Origin of the sequence: Nocardia sp. NPDC019395 (assembly GCF_040632335.1) — a bacterium.
Classification (GTDB): domain Bacteria; phylum Actinomycetota; class Actinomycetes; order Mycobacteriales; family Mycobacteriaceae; genus Nocardia.
Map to the genome: position 1 here is coordinate 388,836 of NZ_JBEYBT010000002.1, position 25,257 is coordinate 414,092.

General features: G+C 66.2%; 25 protein-coding genes. 14 read left to right on the forward strand and 11 right to left on the reverse strand.

Annotation, left to right across the window (positions count from 1 at the left end):
• Positions 1-858 precede the first annotated feature (858 nt).
• Complete coding sequence (locus ABZ827_RS10525; RefSeq protein ID WP_357235560.1) at positions 859-1,971, reverse strand: PQQ-dependent sugar dehydrogenase; 1,113 nt, start codon at positions 1,969-1,971, stop codon at positions 859-861.
• Between the two features lie 175 nt (positions 1,972-2,146).
• Between ABZ827_RS10525 and ABZ827_RS10530 the strand changes: the two genes are divergently transcribed.
• Complete coding sequence (locus ABZ827_RS10530) at positions 2,147-3,004, forward strand: DoxX family protein (protein ID WP_357235563.1); 858 nt, start codon at positions 2,147-2,149, stop codon at positions 3,002-3,004.
• Between the two features lie 193 nt (positions 3,005-3,197).
• Here the strand turns inward: ABZ827_RS10530 and ABZ827_RS10535 are convergent, their stop codons facing one another.
• The 4 genes from ABZ827_RS10535 to ABZ827_RS10550 form a co-directional block, all read right to left on the reverse strand.
• Positions 3,198-3,752 carry a dihydrofolate reductase family protein gene (locus ABZ827_RS10535; protein WP_357235566.1) on the reverse strand — a complete coding sequence of 185 codons (555 nt, stop codon included), beginning with the start codon at positions 3,750-3,752 and terminating at the stop codon, positions 3,198-3,200.
• A gap of 95 nt (positions 3,753-3,847) precedes the next feature.
• Positions 3,848-4,786, reverse strand: coding sequence for an RNA polymerase subunit sigma-70 (locus tag ABZ827_RS10540; protein WP_357235569.1), 939 nt, complete (start codon positions 4,784-4,786; stop codon positions 3,848-3,850).
• Between the two features lie 95 nt (positions 4,787-4,881).
• The gene (gene ilvD, locus ABZ827_RS10545; protein ID WP_357235572.1) at positions 4,882-6,723 is read right to left on the reverse strand and encodes a dihydroxy-acid dehydratase; all 1,842 of its coding nucleotides are present in this window, start codon (positions 6,721-6,723) and stop codon (positions 4,882-4,884) included.
• A gap of 98 nt (positions 6,724-6,821) precedes the next feature.
• Positions 6,822-7,445, reverse strand: a complete 624-nt coding sequence (locus ABZ827_RS10550) for a PH domain-containing protein (RefSeq protein WP_357235575.1) — start codon at positions 7,443-7,445, stop codon at positions 6,822-6,824.
• Positions 7,446-7,728: 283 nt separating this feature from the next.
• Here ABZ827_RS10550 and ABZ827_RS10555 point away from each other — a divergent pair, with 283 nt between their 5' ends.
• The 4 genes from ABZ827_RS10555 (at position 7,729) to ABZ827_RS10570 (ending at position 12,474) form a co-directional block, all read left to right on the forward strand.
• Entirely contained in the window at positions 7,729-9,654 is a 1,926-nt protein-coding gene (locus ABZ827_RS10555; RefSeq protein ID WP_357235578.1) for an acetolactate synthase large subunit, read from the forward strand.
• On the forward strand, positions 9,651-10,154 hold the full coding sequence (gene ilvN, locus ABZ827_RS10560; protein WP_357235581.1) for an acetolactate synthase small subunit: 504 nt from the start codon (positions 9,651-9,653) through the stop codon (positions 10,152-10,154). Before ABZ827_RS10555 ends, ilvN begins: the two co-directional genes overlap by 4 nt.
• A gap of 111 nt (positions 10,155-10,265) precedes the next feature.
• Positions 10,266-11,267, forward strand: a complete 1,002-nt coding sequence (gene ilvC / locus ABZ827_RS10565; protein ID WP_357235583.1) for a ketol-acid reductoisomerase — start codon at positions 10,266-10,268, stop codon at positions 11,265-11,267.
• 373 nt (positions 11,268-11,640) lie between these two features.
• A complete protein-coding gene (locus ABZ827_RS10570) occupies positions 11,641-12,474 on the forward strand; it encodes an SAM-dependent methyltransferase (RefSeq protein ID WP_357235586.1) in 834 nt (277 codons plus the stop codon).
• An 80-nt stretch (positions 12,475-12,554) separates the two neighbouring features.
• Here the strand turns inward: ABZ827_RS10570 and ABZ827_RS10575 are convergent, their stop codons facing one another.
• Positions 12,555-13,139 carry a TetR/AcrR family transcriptional regulator gene (locus ABZ827_RS10575; RefSeq protein ID WP_357235589.1) on the reverse strand — a complete coding sequence of 195 codons (585 nt, stop codon included), beginning with the start codon at positions 13,137-13,139 and terminating at the stop codon, positions 12,555-12,557.
• Positions 13,140-13,226: 87 nt separating this feature from the next.
• Here ABZ827_RS10575 and ABZ827_RS10580 point away from each other — a divergent pair, with 87 nt between their 5' ends.
• The 5 genes from ABZ827_RS10580 (at position 13,227) to ABZ827_RS10600 (ending at position 15,579) form a co-directional block, all read left to right on the forward strand.
• Positions 13,227-13,949, forward strand: a complete 723-nt coding sequence (locus ABZ827_RS10580) for an alpha/beta hydrolase (RefSeq protein ID WP_357235592.1) — start codon at positions 13,227-13,229, stop codon at positions 13,947-13,949.
• A gap of 54 nt (positions 13,950-14,003) precedes the next feature.
• Positions 14,004-14,279, forward strand: a complete 276-nt coding sequence (locus tag ABZ827_RS10585; RefSeq protein WP_357235594.1) for a hypothetical protein — start codon at positions 14,004-14,006, stop codon at positions 14,277-14,279.
• Between the two features lie 131 nt (positions 14,280-14,410).
• Positions 14,411-14,704, forward strand: coding sequence for a DNA-binding protein (locus ABZ827_RS10590; RefSeq protein ID WP_357235597.1), 294 nt, complete (start codon positions 14,411-14,413; stop codon positions 14,702-14,704).
• Positions 14,705-14,755: 51 nt separating this feature from the next.
• Positions 14,756-15,226 (forward strand): hypothetical protein, encoded by a 471-nt coding sequence (locus tag ABZ827_RS10595; RefSeq protein ID WP_357235600.1) that lies wholly within the window; start codon positions 14,756-14,758, stop codon positions 15,224-15,226.
• A complete protein-coding gene (locus tag ABZ827_RS10600) occupies positions 15,223-15,579 on the forward strand; it encodes a hypothetical protein (RefSeq protein ID WP_357235602.1) in 357 nt (118 codons plus the stop codon). The genes ABZ827_RS10595 and ABZ827_RS10600 overlap by 4 nt, the downstream gene beginning before the upstream one ends.
• A gap of 72 nt (positions 15,580-15,651) precedes the next feature.
• On the opposite strand, the gene ABZ827_RS10605 is transcribed toward ABZ827_RS10600, so the two are convergent.
• The 3 genes from ABZ827_RS10605 to ABZ827_RS10615 all read right to left on the reverse strand — a co-directional run bounded on the left by ABZ827_RS10605 (position 15,652) and on the right by ABZ827_RS10615 (position 18,856).
• Positions 15,652-16,683 carry a hypothetical protein gene (locus ABZ827_RS10605; protein ID WP_357235605.1) on the reverse strand — a complete coding sequence of 344 codons (1,032 nt, stop codon included), beginning with the start codon at positions 16,681-16,683 and terminating at the stop codon, positions 15,652-15,654.
• A 95-nt stretch (positions 16,684-16,778) separates the two neighbouring features.
• Positions 16,779-17,981, reverse strand: a complete 1,203-nt coding sequence (locus ABZ827_RS10610; RefSeq protein ID WP_357235608.1) for an ABC transporter permease — start codon at positions 17,979-17,981, stop codon at positions 16,779-16,781.
• Positions 17,978-18,856: an ATP-binding cassette domain-containing protein gene (locus tag ABZ827_RS10615; RefSeq protein WP_357235611.1), complete on the reverse strand. Its 879-nt coding sequence runs from the start codon at positions 18,854-18,856 to the stop codon at positions 17,978-17,980. The genes ABZ827_RS10610 and ABZ827_RS10615 overlap by 4 nt, the downstream gene beginning before the upstream one ends.
• A gap of 236 nt (positions 18,857-19,092) precedes the next feature.
• On the opposite strand from ABZ827_RS10615, the gene ABZ827_RS10620 reads away from it, so the two are divergent.
• The 4 genes from ABZ827_RS10620 (at position 19,093) to ABZ827_RS10635 (ending at position 22,410) form a co-directional block, all read left to right on the forward strand.
• Complete coding sequence (locus tag ABZ827_RS10620; protein ID WP_357235614.1) at positions 19,093-19,416, forward strand: hypothetical protein; 324 nt, start codon at positions 19,093-19,095, stop codon at positions 19,414-19,416.
• Complete coding sequence (locus ABZ827_RS10625) at positions 19,416-20,642, forward strand: hypothetical protein (protein ID WP_357235617.1); 1,227 nt, start codon at positions 19,416-19,418, stop codon at positions 20,640-20,642. Before ABZ827_RS10620 ends, ABZ827_RS10625 begins: the two co-directional genes overlap by 1 nt.
• A 10-nt stretch (positions 20,643-20,652) precedes the next feature.
• Entirely contained in the window at positions 20,653-21,309 is a 657-nt protein-coding gene (locus tag ABZ827_RS10630) for a hypothetical protein (RefSeq protein WP_357235620.1), read from the forward strand.
• A 558-nt stretch (positions 21,310-21,867) separates the two neighbouring features.
• Entirely contained in the window at positions 21,868-22,410 is a 543-nt protein-coding gene (locus tag ABZ827_RS10635; protein WP_357235622.1) for a hypothetical protein, read from the forward strand.
• 14 nt (positions 22,411-22,424) lie between these two features.
• On the opposite strand, the gene ABZ827_RS10640 is transcribed toward ABZ827_RS10635, so the two are convergent.
• Positions 22,425-23,615: a phosphotransferase gene (locus ABZ827_RS10640; RefSeq protein ID WP_357235624.1), complete on the reverse strand. Its 1,191-nt coding sequence runs from the start codon at positions 23,613-23,615 to the stop codon at positions 22,425-22,427.
• Between the two features lie 322 nt (positions 23,616-23,937).
• Positions 23,938-24,924, reverse strand: coding sequence for an AraC family transcriptional regulator ligand-binding domain-containing protein (locus tag ABZ827_RS10645; RefSeq protein WP_357235627.1), 987 nt, complete (start codon positions 24,922-24,924; stop codon positions 23,938-23,940).
• Positions 24,925-25,257 lie beyond the last annotated feature (333 nt).

Genomic DNA, 25,257 nt, shown 5'->3' on the forward strand with positions numbered 1-25,257 from the left:
GGCATCATGGCCGGGTGTTGTGCGCCGCGGATGTCCTAAGAAGGAGTACCGAGCCGTTATATGACGGCACGATAACTGGTGATGCAGGGTATGCCGGGCCTGATCCGGGCAGGCGGTGGCGGTTCCACCTCAGTGGGGCGCAGTAAGGAGACCGCCGACGACTACTGATGCTTTCCTCTTGTCACAACCGTCGACGACGGAGTTCCGGGCGGGTGTAGACGGGCTGGCGGTAGCAGGATCAAACGCGCCTGACGGCGGTGGTTCGGCCGAGCGGTGGGGGTCGAAGGGGTGAGCGCGGATCTTGCGGGTCAAGGTTGGCGCACTATGGGGGTGGGCTGTGTTTTGGTGAGCTGGACCGTGAAGGTGGGAAGCGGGGCAGTTGGTGAAGGTGCTGTGTTTTTTGCGCCGCCTGCGGCGTCGCGGGGTTCGGGGCCCCCTTGGTCTCGTTCTTCACTCCCGGCGGTCGGTCGCTGCGCTCCCTCCCTCTGGTCGCTCCAGAACGAGACGGGCCCCGAACCACCAAGGCTGACCGGCCGCATGCGGGAAACGGGGGCGGGGTGGATGTGGACCGGCCGGCGGTAGGGAAAACGAAACGCGCCTGGCGGCGGCGGGTGGGGGCGGCGTGGTGGTGGAGGGGAGGGGGTGCGGATCTTGCGGGCTCAGGTTGGCGCACCGTGGGGGCTGTGTTTTCGGTGCGCTGGTGCGCGTGGGCCGGGGCTCCCTTGGTGTCGGGGTTTCACTCGCCGCTCGGTCGCTGCGCGCCTCGTGCAGATCCGAGAGGGGCCCCGAACCACCGAGGCTGACCGGCCGCATGCGAGGAGCGGGGGTGAAGTCCGCATGCGGGCCGGTGGCTACCTTCTAGTCGGGGCCGCCGCCACCACCGGCGGACGGTGGCGGGATCCGGACGACGCGGTCGTCGTTGGGGGTGGGCTGGCCGCCGTCGGATTTGTTGGCGGTGGAAACCCAGATGGTGCCGTCCATGGCGGGGGTGGCGCCGAGCAGGCGGCCGTATTTGTTGGCGAGAAAGACGCTCGGGGGTGAGGTGACCGCGAAGGTTGTGGGGTCGGGGGCGGCCATGGCGAGGGCTTTGGCGTCGGTCAGGGAGATCGCCACGCCCTCGGGGGTGACGGCGCAGCCGGCGACGCCCGGCCTGTCGGGCCAGGTCCATGCGGTGGTGGCGACGCCGTCGGGGCCGATCCGCTGGAGGCGGTCCAGGGCGGGGGTGCGGTCGGTGATCCAGATCTGGTCGCCGCCGAGGCAGATATCGCCGGCCGAGCCGATTCCGGATACCGCGACCTCGGTGGGGGCGTTCCCGTTGGTGGTCGGGTTGTTCACGCGCAGCAGTTTGCCCGCGGTACCGGCCGGGTCCTGTGCGGCCGCGGGATCGCCGGCATTGCCGGTGAGTACCAGCATTTGATCCGGCGACGCCCATTCGATGGCGCCGCGATTACCGGTGGCGCCCTTCGGGATTCCCGTCAGAACAGGTTTCGGCGGGCCGCCGCCCTCGGCGACGCGCACCACCCGGTTATCGCTCGGTGTGGTGACGTAGGCGTAGAGGAGCCCGTCCTCGTGATAGGTGGGGGAGACACTGATATCGCTCAATCCGCCGTCTCCGGCCGGATCGACGTCGACGCGGGCGATCTCGACCGGGGGCTGTTCCGGCGTCACCTTCAGGATGCGCCCGGTGCGGCGCTCGGCGACCAGTGCGTAGCCGCCCATCTCCACCAGTCCGCCGGTGGTGTCCAGGCAGCTGACCACCACGGCCGGGTCGGGGTCGATACACGGTCCGCTCGGGCGGGTGGTCGACGGTTCGCTCTGCTTCGGTTTCGTCGGTTCGAGTTCCGCCGCGTCCAGTGTCGGTTCCTCGGTGAACGGACTGGACGCGGAATCATCGAATCGCGCGCACCCGCCGAGCAACAACCCCGCGAGTACGAGCCCCACCGTCACGCGCCGTGCGCCAACCGACCTCATAACGTCCCAACGTAGTGGAAATGTCTCCGCCCGTGCCGCCATGCCCCCGCCGAACGAAGCGCCCGCCCGGTCCGGAGGCCACGGTGTGAACGCGACACCGGCCGGTCGCGCGATGGCTCGGACACGCCGTTGTTTCAGAGAGGTGCGCAGCCCGTTGTCGGCCTACTGTTGAGGTGTGAGTGCCAAGGCGAGAAACGGGTCCGGACCCTCGGCGGGGCCCGGGAATCTGTCTACCGCGGAACAGCGCGCGGTGTCGACAACCGCGGGCGGGGTGCACAGCCCTTACGATTCACCGACCGGCCAGTTCCCCAGAGTGGCCATGACCAAGGAGATACCGGCGATGGCATCGGTCGGCTCGGGTGACAAACCCGGCGAAACCCCCGGTCCGGTCGGCCCCGGAGGCACGGGGACCGACGACAGCACCTACACCTACGCGAGTATTCCGCCCTCGGGTACCCAGCCCACGGGCGAGCTGCGCCGCCGGAACGGAGACGGCCGGCGCGGCACCCTCGATTTCGGTCTGTTCATCCTGCGCCTCGTAGTGGGCGGCACATTCCTGTATCACGGCCTGCAGAAATTGGCCGGCTGGTTCGACGGTCCGGGCCTGGACGGAACCAAGGAGATGATGGAGAAGGGCGGATGGGATCACCCGTCCGTCGCCGCGGCGATGCTCACCGCCGGTGAGGTGGGTGGCGGTGCCCTGCTGATCCTGGGCCTGGCCACCCCGCTGGCCGCCGGCGCGGTGCTCGCGGTGATCCTGGACGCCTGGATGTGGAAGCAGGGGATGATCCCGGATTTCCAGTACTCCACAGGTGATACCGCGGTCGAAATGGACACCATTCTGGCCGGCGGCGCCATCGCCATTATTTTCACCGGTCCGGGCCGCTGGGCGCTGGACCGCGGCCGCACCTGGGCCACTCGCCCCGGCGCCGGTTCCGTCGTGGTTCTCGTCCTGGCGTTCGCTGCCGCGATACTCACCTACTGGTATCTGCAGGACGGTAATCCGCTCACCGGTATCGGTCCGTTCGATTGATCGACAAGGGTCACCTGGAGGCGCGGTCTCGATAAGTGCCGCCCCGATATGAGGCGGCGCCTGCTCGAATACGAGCGGGCGCCGCCTTTGTTGTCCCAGGCCGGTCAAGGTACGCGCCGGACGACGCCCTTGCCGGAGGAGATCGCCATCGACGCGTCCGTGCGCCGGGCGATGGTGATCCGCCGAGCTCCGCTCAGGAGGCCGGCGTGCCGATCAGGAGTACGCCCGGCCCGACCTGGTCGGTGCTGATCACATCGAGTCGGGAGCCGTCCGGGAAGAGGCGCCGTCCGGCGCCCGTCGCGCTGGGGAAAATGAGCAGCCGGTACTCGTCGACCGCTCCCGCGTCACGGAACAGATCGACGAGCGAGCCGCTACCGATGATGGCGATGTCACGCTCGGCCGCGGTCTTCCGTGCCCATTCGTACACGTCGTCGGTGACCACGCGCGAATTCTGCCACCGCCCGAGGTCGACTCCCGAGCGGGTCGCGACCGCCTTATCGGCAGCATTGAGCGCCTGCGCGAACGGGTCGTCGCGTCCTGGCCACAGCGCCGAGAAGTGCTGCCATGTGTTGCGACCGAAGAGGAACACGCCGGTCTGCAGAATCGGGCCGTAGGCGAACTTGTCTCCAGCGACGGAGTGGCGTCCGTGCCGGAACGCCCATCCTCCGAACGAGGTGCCGTCGGATCCATCGGGGTCTTCGACGACGCCGTCGAGGGTGATGAACTGGGCGACGATTATGCGTCCCATGATGGTGCTCCCTGGTGTCGGTTGCCGGGCGCGTACCGATCGCGCCACCCGGCAGGAAAATGGTTCACCAGGTTTACGGATGGGCGGCGTCGAACTCATCGGTCCTCGTCGCGACTCCTCTCGAAGAGATCGAAAAGCCGCGGGTCCTGGTAGACGAGGACATGTCCGATCAGCGCGCCCGCCGGGTCCGCGTCGAACAGTTGCACCGTATGTGGCACCGGTCCGGCATCGGTGCGGAGGAAGAGCAAGATGCCGAACTGGCCGTTGGCGGTAACGGGTCGCGTCTCCCACTGCGTGCCGCGTCGATCGAAGAGCGTCGACATAAATGCAGCGTATGTTTCGCGCCCGATCGACCACTGCGGCACGGGCGGCATCTCGAACACCACATCGTCTGCGACGAGGGTAACCAACGTGCCGACATCTCCCTGCTCGATCGCCCGGGCGTATCGCCGCACTGTCTCGAGCCGCAACGGAGCGTGGCGGGAAACCCCGCCACGCACTGCTGTACGAGCACGCTGCAGTGCGGAGTTCGCAGCGGGCACAGTCGTCTCGAGGACAGCCGCGGTCTCGTTCGCCGAGTACCCGAGCACGTCGCGCAGGATGAACACGCCCCGCTGCCGCGGTGGCAAGGCCTGCAACACCGCCGTGACGGCGAGACGAACGGTGTCGGCCCGGACTGCCGACCCCTCGGGTTCCGAGTCTTCCCACCGGTCCGTCGGAGCCGGCATCAACCAGGGCACGTCGAACGCGGGGACCAGAGGCGCCCCGACCTCCATACCGGGTTCACGCAGATCCCGCGGCAGCGGCCTGCGGGGCGCCTCGCGCAGCCGGTCGAAGCAGATATTGCGTGCGATACGGAAAACCCACGTCGACAGTGTCCCCACGCGAGGATCGAACGAGTCCCGGGCTTTCCACGCTCGCTCCATTGTGTCCTGTACTGCGTCTTCGGCATCGAACGGCGAGCCGAGCAGTTGATAGCAGAACGTCTTCAGTCCACGACGCAACGCCTCGAGCTCATTCGCGCGTACAGCCACGATCCGAAGATATCCCGGTCCGCGCACCCTCCGACAGACGGGAAGGCGTCCCACTCGAACTCGGGTGGGACGCCTTCCGTATCTCCGGGGCTCGATCAGGGCACGTGCCGGACCGCACCCTTGTCGGCGGACGTGGCCAGGGCCGCGTAGGCGCGCAGGGCGGTAGTGACCGGGCGTTCCCGGTTCACCGGCTGCCACGGCCGTTCCCGGGTCTCCATCTTGGCGCGGCGTTCCGCCAGGACCGCATCGTCGACCAGTACCTCGAGGGCGCGGGTGGAGACATCGATCCGGATCCGGTCGCCGTTCTCCACCAGGCCGATGACACCGCCGCTGGCCGCCTCGGGCGAGATATGCCCGATCGACAGCCCGGAGGTGCCGCCGGAGAACCGGCCGTCGGTGATCAGCGCGCACACTTTGCCCAGGCCCGCACCCTTCAGGAACGCGGTCGGATGCAGCATCTCCTGCATCCCGGGTCCACCGGCCGGGCCCTCGTAGCGCACCACGAGCACATCGCCCGGCTGGATCTTCTTGCCGAGGATCACCGAGACCGCTTCTTCCTGGGATTCCACCACCACGGCCGGGCCTTCGAAGGAGAACAGTTCCTCGTCGATACCCGCGGTTTTGAGGACCGCGCCGTCCACGGCGATATTCCCGCGCAGCACCACCAGACCGCCCTCGGCCGTGTAGGAGTGTTCGATATCGCGGATACAGCCGCCCGCGGCGTCGGTGTCCAGTGACGACCAGCGGTTGTCGGTGGAGAACGGTTCGGTGGTGCGCACGCCGCCGGGGGCCGCGTGGAACAGTTCCAGCGCCTCTTCGGACGCCTTACCCGAGCGGATATCCCAGGTGTCCAGCCATTCGTCCACGGACGGGCTGTGCACAGTGGTCACATCGGTTTCCAGCAGCCCGGCGCGGCGCAGTTCACCGAGGATCGCCGGGATACCGCCGGCGCGGTGCACATCCTCCATGTGATAGTCGGAGTTCGGCGCCACCTTCGACAGGGTCGGCACCTTCCGGCTGATCTCTTCGATGGTGTGCAGGTCGAAGTCGATCTCGCCCTCCTGCGCGGCGGCCAGGGTGTGCAGGACGGTGTTGGTCGATCCGCCCATCGCCACATCCAGGGCCATCGCGTTGCGGAATGCCTTCTCGTTCGCGACATTGCGCGGCAGCACCGACTCGTCGTCCTCGCGGTACCAGCGGTTCGCGATATCGATTATCACCCGCCCGGCCCGCTCGAACAGCGCACGCCGCGCCGCGTGCGTGGCCAGCGTGGAGCCGTTACCCGGCAGTGCCAGACCCAGCGCCTCGGTGAGGCAGTTCATCGAGTTCGCGGTGAACATGCCCGAACAGGAACCGCAGGTCGGGCAGGCACTGCGCTCGACCTCGCTGAGACCCTCGTCGGTCACCGCCGAGTTGGCGCTGGCCGAGATGGCGGTGATGAGATCGGTCGGCGCCTGCGCCACGCCGCCTACGACCACGGCCTTACCGGCCTCCATCGGACCGCCGGAGACGAACACGGCGGGGATGTTCAGCCGCATCGCCGCGTTCAGCATGCCCGGGGTGATCTTGTCGCAGTTCGAGATACACACCAGCGCGTCTGCGGTGTGCGCGTTCGCCATGTACTCCACGGAGTCGGCGATGATCTCCCGGCTGGGCAGCGAGTAGAGCATGCCGCCGTGACCCATCGCGATACCGTCGTCGACCGCGATGGTGTGGAATTCGCGCGGTACCCCGCCCGCTTCCCGGACCGCGGCCGCCACGATTTCGCCGACATCCTTGAGGTGCACGTGTCCGGGAACGAACTGCGTGTAGGAGTTGGCGATCGCGACGATCGGCTTACCGAAATCGGAGTCGGTCATCCCGGTGGCCCGCCACAGGGAGCGGGCGCCGGCGGCATTGCGGCCGATGGTGGTCGTACGTGAGCGAAGCGGTGGCATGGGTGTCCTCGGTCTGGTCGCGGGGGCTGAGAATTGCGACTTCGCCGTATCGCCCGGCGGCACGGAACCGCTTCCGGTGCGATCGGCGTTTCCTCAGGCTACTCCCGCTCGGAAGTGGATTCGGGATCGGTATCGGCCGTGGTGGGGCGGGAGTCCGCGGCGCCGGAGTCGTCGCCCGCGGATTCGGTGCCGGTTTTCTCGCCTGCGGGCTCGGTGCCGGTTTTCTCGTCCGCGGGCTCGGCGGCCGCGTCGGAATCGGGGAGTGCGAAGGGATCGGGGATTCGCCCACCGGACGCGTCCACCAGATCGCGCAGCCGGTCGTAGCTCACCGCCGGCAGCGGCACCTCGGTGTCGTCGTCGAGATGTGCGCGCACATATCCGCGCTTGGGGATGCTCACGCCCCGCACCCGGTCCCAGCCGATATGCCGGGAGGAGAGCATCGTGCGCAGATCCAGACCGCGCGGTGACACCGTGGTCTGTGTCCGCAGGATCCAGACGACCGCCCAGATCGGGATCAGTGCCAGCCAGAACAGCCCGGCCGGCCAGCCGACGATCGGGAAGAACACGCACAGTGCCGAGATCACGACACTCAGGAATGCCAGCCGTGTCGTGCGGATCACACGCGTCGGACCCGGCGGCGCCGTATCCCCACCCGTTACCTCCGCGGCCGCGGAGATATGGGACGATTCAGGAGGTGGCACGGACTGATGCGGTGATGACACACCACCATCCTCGCATCACGGTGAACGGGCGTGAGCAGCCGCTACCTTCTCACATAATGGGAAGACAGCGGTCAGCTGTTTGACTCTGCACCACACGCACACATACCGTCATGCGCGTGAATCGAATCGAGTTGCTCGTAATCGGCCGGCGCGTCCAGCGCTGAGCCAGACGATCCGGATACGTCAGCTCGCACTGCGACGCGCCACCCTCGAACAGCCACCGGCTGTCGGGGGCTTTTTTATGTCGGGACCAGTGAACGACAAGCAGTAAGGAACCAAGACGGTGAGCGCACCAACTACCAGGCCCGGGCCCGCGGCCCGTAAGCCCGCGCCTTCCAACCCGCCGGCCCCGGCGGGTGCTCCGACCACCCCGGCGAATCGCCGCCAGGTCCCGCCCGAGCGGGTCACCGGCGCGCAGTCCGTCGTTCGCTCCCTCGAGGAGCTCGGCGTCGACACCGTATTCGGGATTCCCGGCGGCGCGGTTCTTCCTGTCTACGACCCGCTCTTCGATTCCACCAAGGTCCGCCATGTGCTCGTGCGTCATGAGCAGGGCGCGGGGCACGCGGCCACCGGATACGCCCAGGCGACCGGCAAGGTCGGTGTCTGTATGGCCACGTCCGGTCCGGGCGCGACGAACCTGGTGACCCCCATCGCGGACGCTCAGATGGATTCCGTGCCGATGGTCGCGATCACCGGTCAGGTCGGTCGTAGCCTGATCGGCACCGACGCTTTCCAGGAAGCCGATATCTCCGGCATCACCATGCCGATCACCAAGCACAACTTCCTGATCAAAGACGGTATCGATATCCCGCGGATGCTCGCCGAGGCCTTCTATCTGGCGTCGAGCGGCCGTCCCGGTGTGGTGCTGGTCGATATCCCGAAGGATGTGCTGCAGGAGCAGACCACCTTCAGCTGGCCGCCCGAGATGCGGTTGCCCGGGTACCGCCCGGTCACCAAACCGCACGGTAAGCAGGTGCGCGAAGCTGCCCGGCTGATCGCCGAGGCCACCGCCCCCGTGCTCTATGTCGGTGGCGGCGTCATCAAGGCCGAGGCCTCGGCCGAACTGCTGGAGCTGGCCGAACTCACCGGTATCCCCGTGGTCACCACCCTGATGGCGCGCGGCGCGTTCCCCGACAGCCATACGCTTAACCTGGGTATGCCGGGTATGCACGGCACGGTGGCCGCGGTCGCCGCCTTGCAGAAATCCGATCTGCTCATCACGCTCGGCGCTCGTTTCGACGACCGGGTCACCGGCCAGCTGGATTCCTTCGCCCCGGACGCGAAGGTTATCCACGCCGATATCGACCCCGCCGAGATCGGTAAGAACCGCTACGCCGATGTGCCGATCGTGGGCGACTGCCGTGAGGTGCTCACCGAGCTCATCGAAACCCTGCGGACCGATCCGGCCGGTATCGACCTGGATCTGGCCGCCTGGTGGACCTACCTGAACGGGGTCCGCGAGTCCTACCCGCTGGGCTGGACCGCGCCGTCGGACGGCGCGCTCTCCCCGGAGTACGTCATCGAGACCCTGGGCCGGATGGCCGGGCCCGATGCCATCTACTGCGCGGGCGTGGGCCAGCACCAGATGTGGGCAGCTCAGTTCATCAAGTACGAGAACCCCCGCACCTGGCTGAACTCCGGCGGCGCCGGAACCATGGGTTACGCGGTGCCCGCGGCCATGGGCGCCAAAATGGGTCAGCCCGACCGCGAGGTGTGGGCTGTCGACGGTGACGGCTGCTTCCAGATGACCAATCAGGAACTCGCCACCTGCGCGGTGGAGGGTGTGCCGATCAAGGTCGCGCTGATAAACAACGGCAACCTGGGCATGGTCCGGCAGTGGCAGACCCTGTTCTACGACCAGCGCTACTCCAATACCGATCTCAACACCCACGGCCTGCGCATCCCCGATTTCGTGAAACTCGCCGAGGCGCTGGGCTGCCACGGTATCCGGGTGGAGAAGCAGGAGGATGTGGAGGCCGCGATCCGCGAGGCCCAGTCCATCACCGACCGCCCGGTGGTGATCGATTTCATCGTCGGCAAGGACGCTCAGGTGTGGCCGATGGTCGCCGCCGGCACCAGTAACGACGAGATCATGGCCGCCCGCGGTATCCGCCCGCTGTTCGACGAGGACGAGCAGGCCGCCGAACCGGCTGTTATCCACGAGGCCATGGCCCGCGAGCAGAACGAGTCCGAGGGGAATCCCGCATGAGCACCACACACACCCTCAGCGTTCTGGTCGAGGACAAGCCGGGCGTGCTGGCCCGCGTGGCCAGCCTGTTCTCGCGGCGGGGATTCAATATCGAATCCCTCGCGGTGGGCGCTACCGAGGTCAAGGAGATCTCCCGGATGACGATAGTGGTCACCGTGGACGATCTGCCGCTCGAACAGGTCACCAAACAGCTCAACAAGCTGGTGAACGTCATCAAGATCGTGGAGCAGGATCCGGGCACCTCGGTGGCCCGGGAACTGATCCTGGTCAAGGTCCGCGCCGACGCCAGCGTGCGCACCCAGGTCATCGAATCGGTGAACCTGTTCCGCGCCAAGGTGATCGACGTGTCGCCCGACGCCCTCACCGTCGAAGCGACCGGTACCCGCTCCAAGCTCGACGCCCTGCTGCGGATGCTCGAGCCGTACGGCATCCGGGAGATCGTGCAATCCGGGGTGGTGGCCGTGGGCCGCGGACCCAAATCCATCACCGCCACCCGCTGAACCCATGGCCGGGCGCACCCCGCGCCCGGCCGTCGTTCGTGCCTCGTTTACCGTTTCCCGCGCTTTGCGGGTTCGAATAGTCAGAAGGGATACCACCAAGTGGCAGTCGAGATGTTCTACGACGACGACGCCGATCTGTCGATCATCCAGGGCCGTAAGGTCGCGGTGATCGGTTACGGCAGCCAGGGGCACGCGCATTCGCTGAGCCTGCGCGACTCCGGCGTCGAGGTGCGCATCGGTCTCAAGGAAGGCTCCAAATCGCGGGCCAAGGCCGAAGAGGCCGGCCTGACCGTCGGCACCCCCGCCGAGGTTTCGGAGTGGGCCGACGTCATCATGCTGCTCGCCCCCGATACCGCCCAGGCCTCGATCTTCAGCAGCGAGATCGAGCCGAACCTGAAGGACGGCGACGCGCTGTTCTTCGGCCACGGCCTCAACATCCACTTCGGCCTGATCAAGCCGGGCGCCGAGATCACCATCGGCATGGTGGCCCCCAAAGGCCCCGGCCACCTGGTCCGCCGCCAGTTCGTCGACGGCAAGGGTGTGCCCGCCCTCATCGCCATCGAGCAGGACCCGAAGGGCGAGGGCCAGGCCCTGGCGCTGTCCTACGCCAAGGGCATCGGCGGCACCCGCGCCGGCGTCATCAAGACCACCTTCAAGGAAGAGACCGAAACCGACCTCTTCGGCGAGCAGGCCGTGCTCTGCGGCGGCACCGAGGAACTGGTCAAAACCGGTTTCGAGGTCATGGTCGAGGCCGGCTACGCCCCGGAGATGGCCTACTTCGAGGTGCTGCACGAGCTGAAGCTGATCGTCGACCTCATGTACGAGGGCGGTATCGCCCGGATGAACTACTCGGTCTCCGACACCGCCGAGTTCGGTGGCTACCTGTCGGGCCCGCGGGTTATCGACGCCGACACCAAGAAGCGGATGCAGGACATCCTCAAGGACATCCAGGACGGCACCTTCGTCAAGCGCCTGGTCGCCAACGTCGAGGGTGGCAACAAGGAGCTCGAGGGGCTGCGCAAGCAGAACGCCGAGCACCCGATCGAGGTCACCGGTAAGAAGCTGCGCGACCTGATGAGCTGGGTCGACCGGCCGATCACCGAAACCGCCTGAGCGGCTCGCTGATACAGCGCTGAAAGGGGTCCTTCCGCATCGTGCGGGAGGACCCCTTTGCTTATCGCGATCCGCTCTGGTCAGGCAAGACCCATCGTGCAGCGTACCCGGCCCAGCCTTCTACCTGCGACGATCCGCCGGGCAGGGCGACGGCCGGAAAGATCTGCCGCGCGTACCCGGTCTCGCCGAGTCCGGAGGTCCGGGGGTTCAGGGGTGGTCAGACCTCGACTTCGAATGCCTGGCGGTACACGCCCCTGCATCTGCCTGTCGAATCGCCGCGTTGGCAACATTTGTGGCCACGAGTGGGGTTGCGATCGGGACCGGAGTGGTTAACTCGTCGGAGCGACAATATCGCGGGAGTGAGGAGTAACTCGTGGCAGCACACAAAGGTTCGGTGGATCTCGAGCAGAATCGTGCCCACAGCGCCCGCATATACGACTACTTCCTGGGTGGTAAGGACAACTACCCCGCCGATCGGGAGGCCGCGGCGAAAATCGAGCAGGCCATTCCCTCGGTCCGGGGTGTGGCGCGGGACAATCGCGCGTTCATGGTGCGGGCGGTGCGTCATCTCAGCGGGCTGGGAGTCCGGCAGTTCCTCGATATCGGCACCGGAATCCCCACCGAACCGAATCTGCACCAGGTCGCCCAGGAAACCGCGCCCGACGCGCGGGTCGTCTACGTGGACAACGATCCTATCGTCCTGGCACACGCACGGGCGCTGCTGGTCGGAACGCCCGAGGGGGTGACCCAGTATGTCGAAGCCGATCTGACTGCCCCGGAACGGATTCTGTCCGATCCGGCGGTACGCGAAACCCTGGATTTCGACAAGCCCGTGGCGTTGAGCCTTATCGCGCTGTGCCATTTCGTTCCCGGCGAGCGTATCTACGACATCGTCGATACGTTGCTCGCTCCGCTGCCGTCCGGGTCGTATCTGGTGATGACCCATCTGACCACCGATTTCGACCCGGCCATGGTCGAGGGCACCGTGCAGGCGTACCGCCAGAGCGGTATCGAGATGGAGGCCCGCGACCACCGGGGAGTTTCGCACTTCTTCCGTGACCTGGAGTTGCTGGAGCCCGGTATCGTCGCGATCGAGAACTGGTATGCCGGGGAAAAGCCTTCGCTCCCGGACGAAGTGACCGAATTGCCGACCGGTGCGCCCCGGCCGCCCGCCGCGGGTTACGCGGCCATGGGTCGCAAGAAATAACCGAATCCGGCAGTCCTGCCGTGTCGTATGGGTCCGGAACCGTCGGCTCCGAACGCTCGGCGGCGAACTCACCCGTGCCGTCAGCCGGTCGCGGCACCGCCCAGGACCAGATCGACTGCCGCCGCGAGGTCCGCGTCACGCACCGGTTCGGCGCGTAGAAACAGCCGGAACCAGATGGCGCCCGCGAGCATATCCATCATCAATCGAGGATCGGCCTGTTCCGGCAGTTCGCCGCGGTCGATTGCCCGGCGGAAGATCGGATGTTCGCGTTCGGCGCGGTCCGCGAAGAAGGCCCGGCCGATGGCGGCCAGTGCGGGGCGCCGCGGTGCCGCCGCCAGGACGGCGGCGGCGATGGGTGCGGTTGCGGTACCGGTGAGCAGTTCGTGGATGCCGCGACTCGTTTCGATGAGGTCGCCACGGAGGCTGCCGGTATCGGGTACGGCGAAGGTGAGGAGCTCCGAATCGGTGAGCGCGGCGGCGAGTACTTCGTCCTTGGATTTCCACCACCGGTAGAGCGTTGTCTTGTTGACCCCGGCGCGGATCGCGACTGATTCCATGGTCAGCCCCTCGTACCCCTTGTCGGCGAGGAGTTCCAGGGTGGCGGTGAAGATCGCATCGGCACGCCGCGGCCGGCCACTTGTGTTCCCGTCGGAGGCGATATCCATACCGCGACAATACAACGCAACGTTGCGTTGAGTCGATCGACCCGCTACTTTTACAACGCAACGTCGCGTTGCAAATTGGAGGTTTTCATGACGCTTCCCGTGGTCCTGGTGCACGGCATCCGGCTGAGCGGCCGATGCTGGATCTGCGTGACCGATGAAATAGGTGCCGAACGCCCGGTGGTCACCGTGGATCTACCGGGTCACGGCCATCGCCGCGGCGAATCCTTCACGATGAGTGCCGCCGTCGATACTGTGCGAACGGCTGTCGAAGAAGCCGGTGGCCGCGCCTTGCTCGTCGGACATTCGCTGGGTGGGTATGTCGGTATCGCGGCGGCGGCAGAGCTCGGCGAGCAGGTGGCGGGTCTGGTGGTCGCCGGTTCCACCTCCGTGCCGAACAGGGGCCTGACAGTTCCCTTCCGTTTGGCCCATCTGTTCCTCTCGGCCCGGCGCGACGGCGGCGAGCGGGTCAGCAACCGGATGTTCGAGGCTGTCCTCCCGATCCGGGTCGCCTCCGCCGTGGGGGAGGGCGGGATAGCCACCGAGGTCATTCCGGATGTCGTCCGCGCCGTCGGGTCGTTCGATCCGCTCACGGAACTCGGCCGGTGCAGCGGCCCCGTATGGCTGCTCAACGGCAGTCGCGACCATTTCCGTGCCCATGAACAGCAGTTCGCCGCTGCCGCAGCCCGGTCCCGCCTGCTCGTCGTGCCCCGGGCCGGCCACTATCTGCCGCTCGCGCAACCGCAACTGTTCGCCAGGCTGATCCGCGATATCGCCGCTGTCTGTGATACCCGATACGGCCGAGTGCTCTGATCGGGGGTGTTCGGTGGTCGGCTTCAGGGTCAGGACCGGCCGCCGGATTCCTAATTGGAGCACGGTATCGGAGAGGGGCCCGCGACGCGGATCAGCCTGTCGCTGCCGGAGGGCACCGCCGAAGCCATCCGCCGGCGCGTGGGCAAACGGGAATTCTCCTCGTTCGTGGCCTCGGCGGTAGAGCGTGAATTGCGTGGTCTGCTCCTCGATGAGTACCTCGCCGACTACGAGCAGCGCACCGGCCCGCTGCCCGCCGGCGAACGGCAGCGAGCCAGGGAAGCTTTCGATCGTGCGCTGGACGAGCCGGGGCAATGGCCCACGGCAGGCTGAACACATCCGCGTCCCGCCGCACGAGCACTCCACAGCAAGGCGTTGTGGTCCTGGACTGTCAAGGCCTGTCTCGCCTGGTCGACGACTCCACGCCGGTAGTCGCGCTGGTAGGAGAGGCACGGGCTCGTGGCATGGAGATCGTCATCAGTGCGTTGACCATCATCGAGGCAACGCACCGGAAAATTGATCGTGCGCGCCTGAACTGGCTGTTGTCCGGGATTCGGATCGAACACGTCGATGAGGCGACAGCAAGAACCGCCTCAGCTCTGCTCCTCGATACCGGGCTTCACGGCCACAAGTACGCCCTCGACGCTGTCGTCGCGGAAATGGCCTCGCGTCAGCCCCTTCCCGTCGTGATGCTGACGAGCGATGCCGACGATATGTCCATGCTGTGCGGTCCGACTGTCCGCATCATTCCGATCTGATTCCGACCGCCCATCCACTGTATTCAGATCGTGTTCTGAGTTATTCGGTACGTGAGTTCGACTGCGGACGACCACGTCACCTTCTCCGACCTGTCGCGGCATCCAAAAGAGGTCGCCGAGCGGGCGACCCGGCTCGGCCGGGTGCGGGTCACCCACCGAGATGCGGTGGATTTCTACCTGACCGCGGCCGACCGGCAGGATCTACGCGACGAGTCGCTTTCAGCGGCTTCCCGGTTGTTCCTCGCGCTCCTCAAACACGACCGATCCGCCCGTACTCTGATGCTGGCGATGCCGGACGTCTTTCCCTGGGTGCGCCACCTCTCCGAGCAAGAGGCCAAGGAATTCACGGTAGAGCTGGCCGAAGTACTTTCTGACGCCGCCGAACTGGATGCGGACCCGGCGGTTCGCGAAACCCTCGCGGGTTGGCGGGCAACAGCTCGAATAAAGGCGGATCCCGCGGCCTACCGGGCGGCTCAGGTCCCCACCGAGGGCGATTTCGGCGAAGTGGATTTCGGCGTATGAGCCCCAAACGCGGCGATCGCGTGACCGTACCTGTGCCCGACGATCAATGGGAGATCCGTTTCGGCACCACCGATGCCGTCCGTGGTTGGGAGGAGCTGTGCCGGCTTGTGCTACCCAACGTTCGTCGCTGCTTCGAATCCCTTCGTACAGACCCGCGCTCGCGAGCCGACCCGGACCGGCAACATCGGCTCCGCGGCGATCTCGGAACCCACAGGCACAACGGCGTCGACCTCGAACAGCGGGAGTACGAGGTCACCGGTAGCGGGCGTGTTCGATACGTCATCGACGACGACAGTCGTACCATCTGGCTCATCTATGCATCCCCTCGTCATCCGAAAGACACGGACCGGTGATGGCCGCGAGGTTTTCCTCGCCTCGCGGACCAGGCCGGGTCGCGGGTATCCGCTACTACTTTCCTGCGGAATTCACTGCATGACTTCCAGGTGCGGGTGGTCGAAGGATGTGGGGCAGGTGTAGATCTGCATGTTGTAGCCGCGGCCGATCTGCACCATCGGTGGGTTCCATGGCTCGCGCAGCCCGATGGGGTCCGCGGTGGGCTCGCGGTCTTCGAGTGGAATCCAGCTGCGGCTTCCCTCGTCCCATTCGCCGGTACTGATGGTGAGCAGCGGCCGGTACTCGGCGTCGCAGACTTCGCATTTCATCGGCCAGGGGTCCATGAAGCTCCACGGACCCCACCCGCCGACCTTCCACCCGGGAGCGACGCAGTGCTCGTCGTAGGCGGACTCGGGACTGTCTTCCTGCTCCTGGTCGGCTTCGGACCGGTGGCTGGGATCCCAGTTGTCGAGTCGCTCCGCGAGTTCGTTCGGCCATTCGGGCTGAGCCGGGTATTCGCTCACGACCTCGGGATGCAGGATGCACGGCTCGGGAACGTACAGTCCGTAGTGGTCGACATCGGCGGGTTCCGGCGGGTCGACGAGCAGATCACGGACGCTCCCGGAGTCGCGCCAGACGAGGTGGGCCGCGGGAAGGACCATATCGTGATCCAGGGGACACCACAGCACTTGCAGAAGGTCCGTTCCCGCGGGGCCGGCCAGTCCGGGTATATCGCGGACGTAGAGCTGAGCGACCGGGAGCAGCGCATTCGGCTCCTCGTGCTCGAGATGCCCTGCTTCGAGTTCGGCCAGGTACGCCCGTTGTTCGGAGGTGAGGAGGTCCTGGCCGGTAGCGTGGTGCCGAAGCCAGGCTTCTTCCAGCATCGCCCGCCGCCGGCGGACGGCGGCAAGGGAGTTGGGCAGTTCCGAATCGCTGTGCTCTTCTTCCGTGCAGACCGGCCATTCTTCGTCGGCAGGCCACAGCAACGGACCTCCGATGGAGCTCTGGTGAACGGTGGGCTGGCCGGGACGGGGGTGCAGGCGGACTGCCTGCCGCACCAACGGAGCCAGCTCCGGAAATACCGACGCGATATCGACCGGCCGAGGTGGGGTGGTTCTCGTCATCGGTACTCCTTCACCGCTCACCGATGAGTTTCGGACGGCACTCTATTCCGTCTCCCGGTCTGGGACAGCTCGGATACTTCCCAGACCTGGCCGTGTCAATCCTCGACGCTGAGTGCCTGGCGGTATGTCAGACGCCCTTGCGTTTGCATCAGCGAGCGGCGATAGATCCGCTCCGCGACGACCACGATCCCGTAGGCGGCTGCCGCCATGACAGCGAGGGAGACAAGCGGCTCCCACCAGGCGGCCGTGCCTTCGGCGAGGCGGGCGGGCATCGTGACAATGGAGACGATCGGGACGTAGGACGCGACGGTCTGCGCCGTGCCGGAGGCGAATATGCCGAGGAACAGCACGATCATGATCAGCATGCTCAGCGGGGTGGAGGTCGACTGCAGGTCCTCGTTACGGGTCGCGAGGGAGCCGGCGACCGCCCACAGGCTGGCCAGGGCGAGGAACCCGACGATGAAGAAGACCAGGAACCATCCTGCCGCACCGGCGATCTGAGTGATGCGCTCGGTATTTCCCATCACCGCCAGCCCGGCCAGACCCGCGCCCGCGAACAGGACGAGCTGCCCGAACGCCATCACGGTGTTGCCGACGATCTTGCCGATCAGCAACTGCCGCAGGGGAATCGCGCTGGCGAGGATCTCGACGATACGGTTCTGCTTCTCCTCGACCACGCTCTGCGCGATGGACATTCCGAACAGCAGCGAGGCGACATAGAACAGGAACGCGAACACGAACGTCATGATCTTCGCGAACGCGGGGTCGATCGTCGACTCGTCCAGCACGTCGTAGGTCACCTGGCCGCCGCGGCCGAGCTCTTCGAGCGAGGTGCCCGCGGCCTCGGCGTTGCGTTGTAGCGCGAGCTGCTGGGCGGCGGTCGTCACATAGGTGCTGACGTCGTCGTTCACCGATTCCTTGCCGATGAGCCGCCACCCTTCGGGTGCCGCGACGAGGCCCGCTTCGACCTCGCCGTCGCGCACCTGCTGTTCGACGGCGGCGAGGTCGGCGACCGGATGGGTGGCGAAAGTGACATCACCGCCGGAGAGTTCGGCCATACCGTCGGCCGTCTCCACCACCTGGCTCGCGTCCGTCCCGGTGACCGCGATATCGACGGTCTCGGTGCGCCCGCTCATGAACCCACTGATGGCCAGCGACGCGACGATCGCCACGATCGTGACGACCGTCGAGATGAGGAAGTTTCGGTCGCGCAGCTTGACCAGTACTTCACGTTCCGTGACGATCCGCCACACTCCGCGCGGCGCGGGGTCCGCTGCCTTCTCGTGGTTGTCCATCATGCCGTCACCTCCCGGAAGATCTCCGCGACCGACGGCCGCACCTCGGCGAATTCCCGCACCGACCCGCGCGCCAGCGCCTCGGTGAGCACCTCGTCGGTGGTCGCGCCGGTCAGCTCGAGCAGCACCCCCGACCCGTTGCGCTCGACCACGCTCACCCCGGCGAACTCACTCAACCAGCCGGTGTCCGCACCGGCCCGCAGCCGATACCGCAGCGCACCGGCCTCCCGCAGTTGCGCCGCCGAGCCCTGCGCGACAACCCGTCCGTTCGCGAGAATCACCAGCCGATCGCACAGCCGCTCCACCAGATCCAGCTGATGCGAGGAGAACAGCACCGGCACACCCTGTGCGGCGTATTCGGCCAGCAGTTCCGCCATCGAATCGACCGCGACCGGATCCAGCCCGGAGAACGGTTCATCGAGCACCAACGCCGACGGCCGCGCCACCACCGCCGCCGCGATCTGCACCCGCTGCTGATTCCCGAGCGACAGCGACTCCAGCTTGTCCTTCCCTCGATCCCCGAGCCCGAACCGCTCCAGCAGTTCCGCGGTCCGCCGCCTGCCCTCCGCGGCCGAAAGCCCGCGCAACCGAGCCAGATACACCAGCTGATCCCGCACCGGCTGCTTCGGATACAACCCCCGTTCCTCCGGCATGTACCCGAACGACCGGCGATCGGCGATCGTCACCGGACGCCCGTCCCAGCGCACCTCACCGCCGTGGACCGCCAGGACCCCCATGATCATCCGCATGGTCGTGGTCTTGCCTGCCCCGTTACCGCCGACGAACCCGGTGAGCGCCCCCGGCTCCACGCTGAACGACACATCGTCGACGGCAGTTTTGTCGCCGAACCGGCGCACCAGATGCGAAACGTCGAGCATTGAGCCTCCCCACTCGTGGTCCGGGTCGACTCTACCCGGCCGCTGCCGTGAATACCGGAACTCGTCTCGGCTTACGACGTGCCGAACGGTCCCGCTCGGAGGGCGGATCCATGCAGGTCCGGTCGGACTCATAGCGGTCCGCCATGCGGCATCGATACGGCTGACCGTCCCGGCGTGGTGGAAGGTGCGGATGATACGTTCGCCAGGCTGACCAATCTGATTTCTAGGGGGGCGAGGTGCCGGGGCCGCTCGAGGTCGATATCGATGTGCTCACCAAGACCGCCACTGCTCTGAAGAACTCGCAGCAGGTCCTGAACGATGCGTTGAAGGCAATGGCTGATATCGGTATCGCAAGTATCGGCACCCAGACCCTTGATGACGCCGCGGACAGCTTCCAACGCCGTTGGCATTTCGGTGTCCAGCGAATCGGTGAACTTTCCCAGGTCACCGCCGACGGCGTGGACCAGTGTGTCGCCGCCTATCAGGCCGTCGATCACTCCACCGCACAGGCCCTCGGTCAGGTTACCGGCACTCCGGTCACCACCGAAGGCGGGCAGTAATGACCGACAATCCGTATCCGAACCTGGGACACAACCCTGTTCCCGGTGTCCCCGACGACGTCACCGGCCTCACGAACCGCATCAACAACGCGGCTGTGGCTGTGCGCGAAACCAACGATCTCCTGTCACGGCTGCGCAATAGCAACGACGATGTCTGGCGCGGAGAAGCAGGTGACGCGTTCCGCAGCCACTTCGACGCCACCCTCGCCCAGGACCTCGGCTACGCACAGAAATCGTTGGAGCGCGCAGTAGAACTCCTTGCGGAGTGGAACACCGCTCTAGCGGGCTTTCGGGACCAGGCCAAAGCACTCGACCAGGAGGCGGCGAATGCCGCCGGTGAGCTCAGCAAGGCCGCTACCGAGCTTCAGCAGGCCAATGCCAACCCCGACCTTTCTTTGGCAAAGCAGCAGTTCGATGATCCGGCCGCGGTACAAGCCGCCCAGAACCGGCTCAATGCCGCTACCGCGCGGGTCAACGCTGCCGGTGTAGCTGTGGACAACTGGATGGGAATCCAGGACTCGATCATGGCCCGTGCACGGGACCTTGAAACCGAACACGGCAATGTCGCAAAACGCGTAGCCGCCGAGCTCGATGCCGCGGCGAAGGATTTCGCCCCCAGCGAGCCGGACAAGAGCATCTGGGACCGCATCACCGACGCCGTCGAGGCGATCGGTAAGTGGATCGATGAGCACCGTGAAGGAATCCACACCGCGCTGGGGATTGTGTCCGCGGTGTCCGGCCTTCTGGCGTTGTGTACACCACCCCCTATCTCTGGTATCGCCCTGGGGATCGCTCTGGTCAGCAGTGCTGGTGCGTTGGCATTGGACCTGACCGACGAGCAGATGCGTGAGGACCTGATGTCGGGTGATCTGAAGGCATGGATAACGGTGACCGGTGACGCGGTGGGTGTCGTGCCCGGCGCGAGCGCGTTGGGGAAGACGGCATGGGCGGGAATCGCCGGCGTGGAGGACGTAGGGCGGCTTGCCGGAATGTCCAGTACCTGGAGCGCGGCGGCGCACAACCCGGGGTGGGTCGCCACGAAGCTGACCGAAAACACATCGCTGGGAGCAAAGCTCGACAACTCGGGCATCACCGATGCGACCCATAAGATTCTGCAGGCCACAGGTGGCGCAACTACCTCGGGACAGGAGACTGCGATCGCTTTCGCTGTGCTCAAGAGGACACAGGGCGCCGTGGGGAGTATTTTCGGTGCAGCATTCGGATAGTAGCCGACCCATGGACGATAATGAGCCGCCGCGTGCGCCCACTGTCGGGATCGACATCCCACCGGGCTATTACGAAATACCGTTGGATCAAGTAGCCGATCTGGGCGACAGGTATCTTCCGATGGTCATCGACGCCATCCCTGATGGGGTACGGGGCAGCGCGTCCGCAGTCGTCGAGACCATGCAGTTCCTCATCGGCACAATGATCTCCAACAACGCACTGTACTGCGGCATCGGTGTCCACCGTTCCGTCCAGTCGGATGAGAATGTCGTCTCGTGGTTGACTGTGTCGTCTTTCGCTTATGGACCAGCGCGTAACCCCCGGCTGGTGATCGGCGATCTGGTCGCGGCGAAAGCGGCCCACGGAGAAACCGGACATCTGGAAATAATCGAACTCGGCCATCGGCCTGCCCTGTATTTCGAACGTACTGTCAGCCACGGAAAACCGGAGATCTCGGGATATCCGGGTGACGCGGAGGAGGTTGCGGTATTCCAGGTTCAGACGGTAGTGCCTTCAGAGGATGGTGAGTGCATCGCCGTTGTCGACTTCTCGACGGCCAACGCGCCGCACGGACCCGAGTACCGGGCCATGATTCTCGGTATGGCTGCGTCGATAGAGTTCCCCGCACCGTCGATCGAGCTCGGGAGTCTCAGCATTGCGCTCTGATGAAAAGATTGCGGTCGAATCGATTATCGGACAGTGGCCCTGGCGTGAATACCCCTATAAATTCGGACGCTGGGTCTATCGAGAGCGAATGACCCCGCTTGCGCTACTGAGCCCCGACACTGCCGGTAAGAACGAGTGGCACACCTGTCTGCGGACGTTTCTGCTCTGCGACCCCGGAACAGGGGAAGGCATAACGGAATTCGTTCTGCCGCGTAGCTGGTGGCGGTCGTACCGCGGACTCGGGAAGTACTCCGGACGTGTGCAGTTCGCGGGTGACCCCCGGTCGATCGGAGTTTTGCGCAGTAATACCGGCGCTGATTCGCTGCGTCTTGTTCACGCCGAAGGAATCGACCGGGCAACTGCGCTGTCGGCAGCGTCGAACCTGCGTCCGGACCGTCCGGTACCTGCCGAGCTATTCGCAACCTCGGTATCGAATGCTACGCGCGCCCGTCGGCGCGCAGCAGCTGATACGCCCGAATCGTCTACAGGTAGGCGTTCCCCCGACAGCATTCGCTGTCCGTGGGTCGCCGATCTGCCGTTCTGACGCCTGGAGGACCGGTGAAAAACGACGCGATCGAGTTTCTGGGTGACCCAGATGAACAGAAATGCATAGCAGCCGTCCTCTCGCTGTATGCGTGGGAACCCTACAATTACAAGGCGCATGCCTGGGTGCGGAAGCCCAGGAGAAGGGCGTCGTGGCGGACAGGTCAGCGCTACAAATGGGCGATATCGACCGATACCCCGATCCAGCTGATAAGCCGGACCACCGGAGAATCCGTGTCCGAACTGGTTCGTTACCAGCCCACTCGCCGGTTCGGGGCCGCGCTGTTCGCCGGAGATCCCAGGGGTATCGGGGTGTTTCGGGATATGAGACTCCCGACGGGCGGGTCAGCGGTCTGGTTTACTCATTCGACCTCTGTCGACCGCGGCAATGCGCTCGCGATCGGTCTCTCCCTGGCCTCCTGTGCACCGTTACCCAGCGATTTTCCCGAGCCTCGGTTCAGCGAATTGATTTGGCTCGCTGACGAAAAGCCCGAGATGACGGCGAACAGCGTCACGCTGGCGACCGATAACAGAAAGCTGCGGAAAATCCTGCCCTGACGCCGCACCGGGTTTCAGTCGCCGACCGCCCGCAGTGCGTCCAGGTCCATGATCGCGGTGGCGGTGCGGTGGACTATCGCGCGGCAGATATCGGCGGGCTGGAATTCCGGCATGAGCGCGCTGCGGCCGATGGTGATCATCCAGGCGAAGTACGGGTAGAGCGACTGCTGCCGGTAGGCGAGCCAGGCGGAGTCGAAGGTCAATGCGGGGCCACCCGCCGCGCGGAGGGCATCGATATACGACGCGATGAGATCGGGTTCCCACGATCGGCGGTCTTCGACCTCGAGGCCGGAGGTGATCGTGTATGCCACATCGAATGCCCAGCTGCCGCGCATCACCAGCTGCCAGTCGGTGAATCCCATACTGCCGTCGTCGCCGCAGACGTAGGCGTTGCCGATATGCGGGTCACCGTGCAGGAGGGTCTGCGGGGCCTGTTCGGCGATCTGCAGCGCCCGGGCGCAGGCCGCGTAGAACTCGTCCTGCACCGGCGGCAGGGTTTCGGGCACGATTTCGGGTGCGCGTTTCAACCCGACCCTCGCCCGCTTCTGCATTCCGAGAAGCCGGTCGAAATTGCGGAAATGCGCGCCCGGCGTCTTCAGCCAGTCCCGCGCTGTCAGCTCCGGCGATTCCCAGTAGTGACCGTGCCAGCGCGCCATATTCCCGAGCAGGTCTTCCATCTGTTCCTTGGTGACCCGCTCCAGCGGCGTACAGAAGCGAGCCTCCCGGGTGGCACTCACATCCTCGAGCAGCGTCAGCGACCGGCCGGTCCGCAGGTCGGCGGCTCCGAAATATCCGCGCGGCGCCTCGATATCGAGTTCGGGCCGCAGATGCTGGAAGAAACCGGGCTCGCCGGGCAGCGCGTGCGCCAGGTACTGGGTCAGACGCTGGGTGAAGGTGAGGGTGGTCTTGGCGAAGAGATGTTCCGGTAACCGCGCCCGCCGGCCCGCCTCGTTGTAATGGACCGTCGCTTTCCAGCGGCTCGTCGTCCCGCCCTCGGCGTCGACGATATCGAACGATTCCACTTCCGCGCCGGGATGCCCGGCCGTGAGCACCTCGCCGAGCCACTGTGCGTCGACCTCGCTCTTCTTCATCGGGATCCCGCCGTCCCGGCCGCGGAGCACTTTCTCCGCCAGCACATGCCCGCCGAGCTTCAGCACTCCCGGCAGCACACTGTCCCCGGGACCACTGGTATTCGTTTCGCCCATCCGATCGCCTTCCTCGGCTCGTTCCGCCGCACAACTGCCCGGCGGATCGAAAGTATCGGCCCGCGATGCGGTTCCCGCACGGTCCGCCGAGAGCGCCCGAGGAGGTCACCCAGCGCTAGATCACCCCGATGACGTGCCCCTATCTGTCGACAAGCGGAGGCGTCGCAGGGCGGAACTCGGCGCGTTCGGCACCTTCGTCTGCGCGTTCGGCACCCAGCCGCACACCGCGGCGGCAGCTTCCGGTGCGCACGCTCGGTGACCTACCAGGACCATGCCGGGTGCCGCTGTCGCAGTGCGGTACTCGCGGGCCGATCCGGTCGCGCTACTTCCGCCCGGTCCACCGCTGCCGCGCCCGGCGCAACGCCCCCGCGTCGGCGTACCCGACCCGCCTCGCCAGCGCCGCCTGCGTAACGTCCGGACTGTCCCGGAAACGCTGTTCGACCACCGCGCTGCGCGCCCGGTCCAATTCCCTTGTCCAGGTGGTCCCTTCGTCGGCAAGGTGCCGTTGCAGACTGCGACTGCTCGTGGCCAGGAACCGGGCGACCCGTTCCACCGTGACTCGCCCGTCCCCGAGCAGCACCGTCAGCGCCTGCTGCACGTGACCCGCCCAGCTCACCTCCAGTCGCGGCGGTGGCGGCAGCGCCGCCGCGCACCGGCCGAGGATCGCGGCGAGCGCGGGGTCTGCGGTGCGCAGGGGAAGTGCGAGATCCGCTGTCCGGAAGGTGATCTGGTCGGTCGGCGCCCCGAAGTCGACCCGCCGCGTACCGAACATATCGACGAACGGCTGGTAGCGCCGCGGCGCGGACTGCCGGAACCGGATCCGCACCGGATGCACATCCCGCCCTGTCGCGTTCCGCGCCCGCGTCACCACCGCCGCCAGCGCGAACTGAGTGGCCAGCTCCCGGCCGCGGCCGTGCCCGTTCCGCAGCCGGACATCCGCGTTCGCTTCCTCTTCCGATTCTCCCGACACCGCGAACCCGATATTGGTGGTGATCAGGTTCGCGTGCTGTTCCGAGCGCGCCAGCCCTTCGGCGAGGGTCGGCGCCGTGCTGAACAGGTAGTCGTGTAATCCGAAGTTCCCCAGCGTGTTCTTCTTCCCGACCTGTAGCGCCACATGAGGATCCCCGAGTTTGTGTTCCACCAGTTCCCACAGGTTCAGCTGGTGGGTGCTGGACACCATCGTGTCACCGGAGTCCAGCACCCAGTCCGGTAGTTGCGCTGCCCGCGCGAGGTGCCGTCGCGCCGCCCCGGTCAGGCCGGCGCTGCTGAGGATGAAATTCGAAAACGCGACATTCTCAACCGTATCCACCTGCGAAACACACCTAATCAGAACGAGGATCTCCCCGGCCCGCTCGCGGGCCGATGCCCGAAGACGATATCCCGGCCCGGAGTATCCGGCCGCGTGACAATCCTCGCTCCGATCCGCTGAGCACGCTGCCGATCCGGCATGGCGCGATCGGCCTCAACGGGGGCGCGATCGGCACTGTCGGCCGCCCGCCGCCGGTGGCACCATGTCCGTGCCGGTGCCGCCGGTGCGGCGTGGAGAACGAACGGTGAGGACGAACGATTGGTGCAGGGCGATCCCACGCATCTCCCGGCTCCGGCGCAACCCCGTCGCGCGCGGTGGGATGACCCCGCGGAC

Coding starts and splice junctions, on each gene's coding strand:
- ABZ827_RS10525 (WP_357235560.1), bottom strand. CDS start 1,971: ATGAGGTCGGTTGGCGCACGGCGCGTGACGGTGGGGCTCGTACTCGCG.
- ABZ827_RS10535 (WP_357235566.1), bottom strand. CDS start 3,752: ATGGGACGCATAATCGTCGCCCAGTTCATCACCCTCGACGGCGTCGTC.
- ilvD (WP_357235572.1), bottom strand. CDS start 6,723: ATGCCACCGCTTCGCTCACGTACGACCACCATCGGCCGCAATGCCGCC.
- ilvN (WP_357235581.1), top strand. CDS start 9,651: ATGAGCACCACACACACCCTCAGCGTTCTGGTCGAGGACAAGCCGGGC.
- ilvC (WP_357235583.1), top strand. CDS start 10,266: ATGTTCTACGACGACGACGCCGATCTGTCGATCATCCAGGGCCGTAAG.
- ABZ827_RS10575 (WP_357235589.1), bottom strand. CDS start 13,139: ATGGATATCGCCTCCGACGGGAACACAAGTGGCCGGCCGCGGCGTGCC.
- ABZ827_RS10580 (WP_357235592.1), top strand. CDS start 13,227: ATGACGCTTCCCGTGGTCCTGGTGCACGGCATCCGGCTGAGCGGCCGA.
- ABZ827_RS10590 (WP_357235597.1), top strand. CDS start 14,411: ATGGAGATCGTCATCAGTGCGTTGACCATCATCGAGGCAACGCACCGG.
- ABZ827_RS10600 (WP_357235602.1), top strand. CDS start 15,223: ATGAGCCCCAAACGCGGCGATCGCGTGACCGTACCTGTGCCCGACGAT.
- ABZ827_RS10605 (WP_357235605.1), bottom strand. CDS start 16,683: ATGACGAGAACCACCCCACCTCGGCCGGTCGATATCGCGTCGGTATTT.
- ABZ827_RS10610 (WP_357235608.1), bottom strand. CDS start 17,981: ATGATGGACAACCACGAGAAGGCAGCGGACCCCGCGCCGCGCGGAGTG.
- ABZ827_RS10615 (WP_357235611.1), bottom strand. CDS start 18,856: ATGCTCGACGTTTCGCATCTGGTGCGCCGGTTCGGCGACAAAACTGCC.
- ABZ827_RS10625 (WP_357235617.1), top strand. CDS start 19,416: ATGACCGACAATCCGTATCCGAACCTGGGACACAACCCTGTTCCCGGT.
- ABZ827_RS10630 (WP_357235620.1), top strand. CDS start 20,653: ATGGACGATAATGAGCCGCCGCGTGCGCCCACTGTCGGGATCGACATC.
- ABZ827_RS10640 (WP_357235624.1), bottom strand. CDS start 23,615: ATGGGCGAAACGAATACCAGTGGTCCCGGGGACAGTGTGCTGCCGGGA.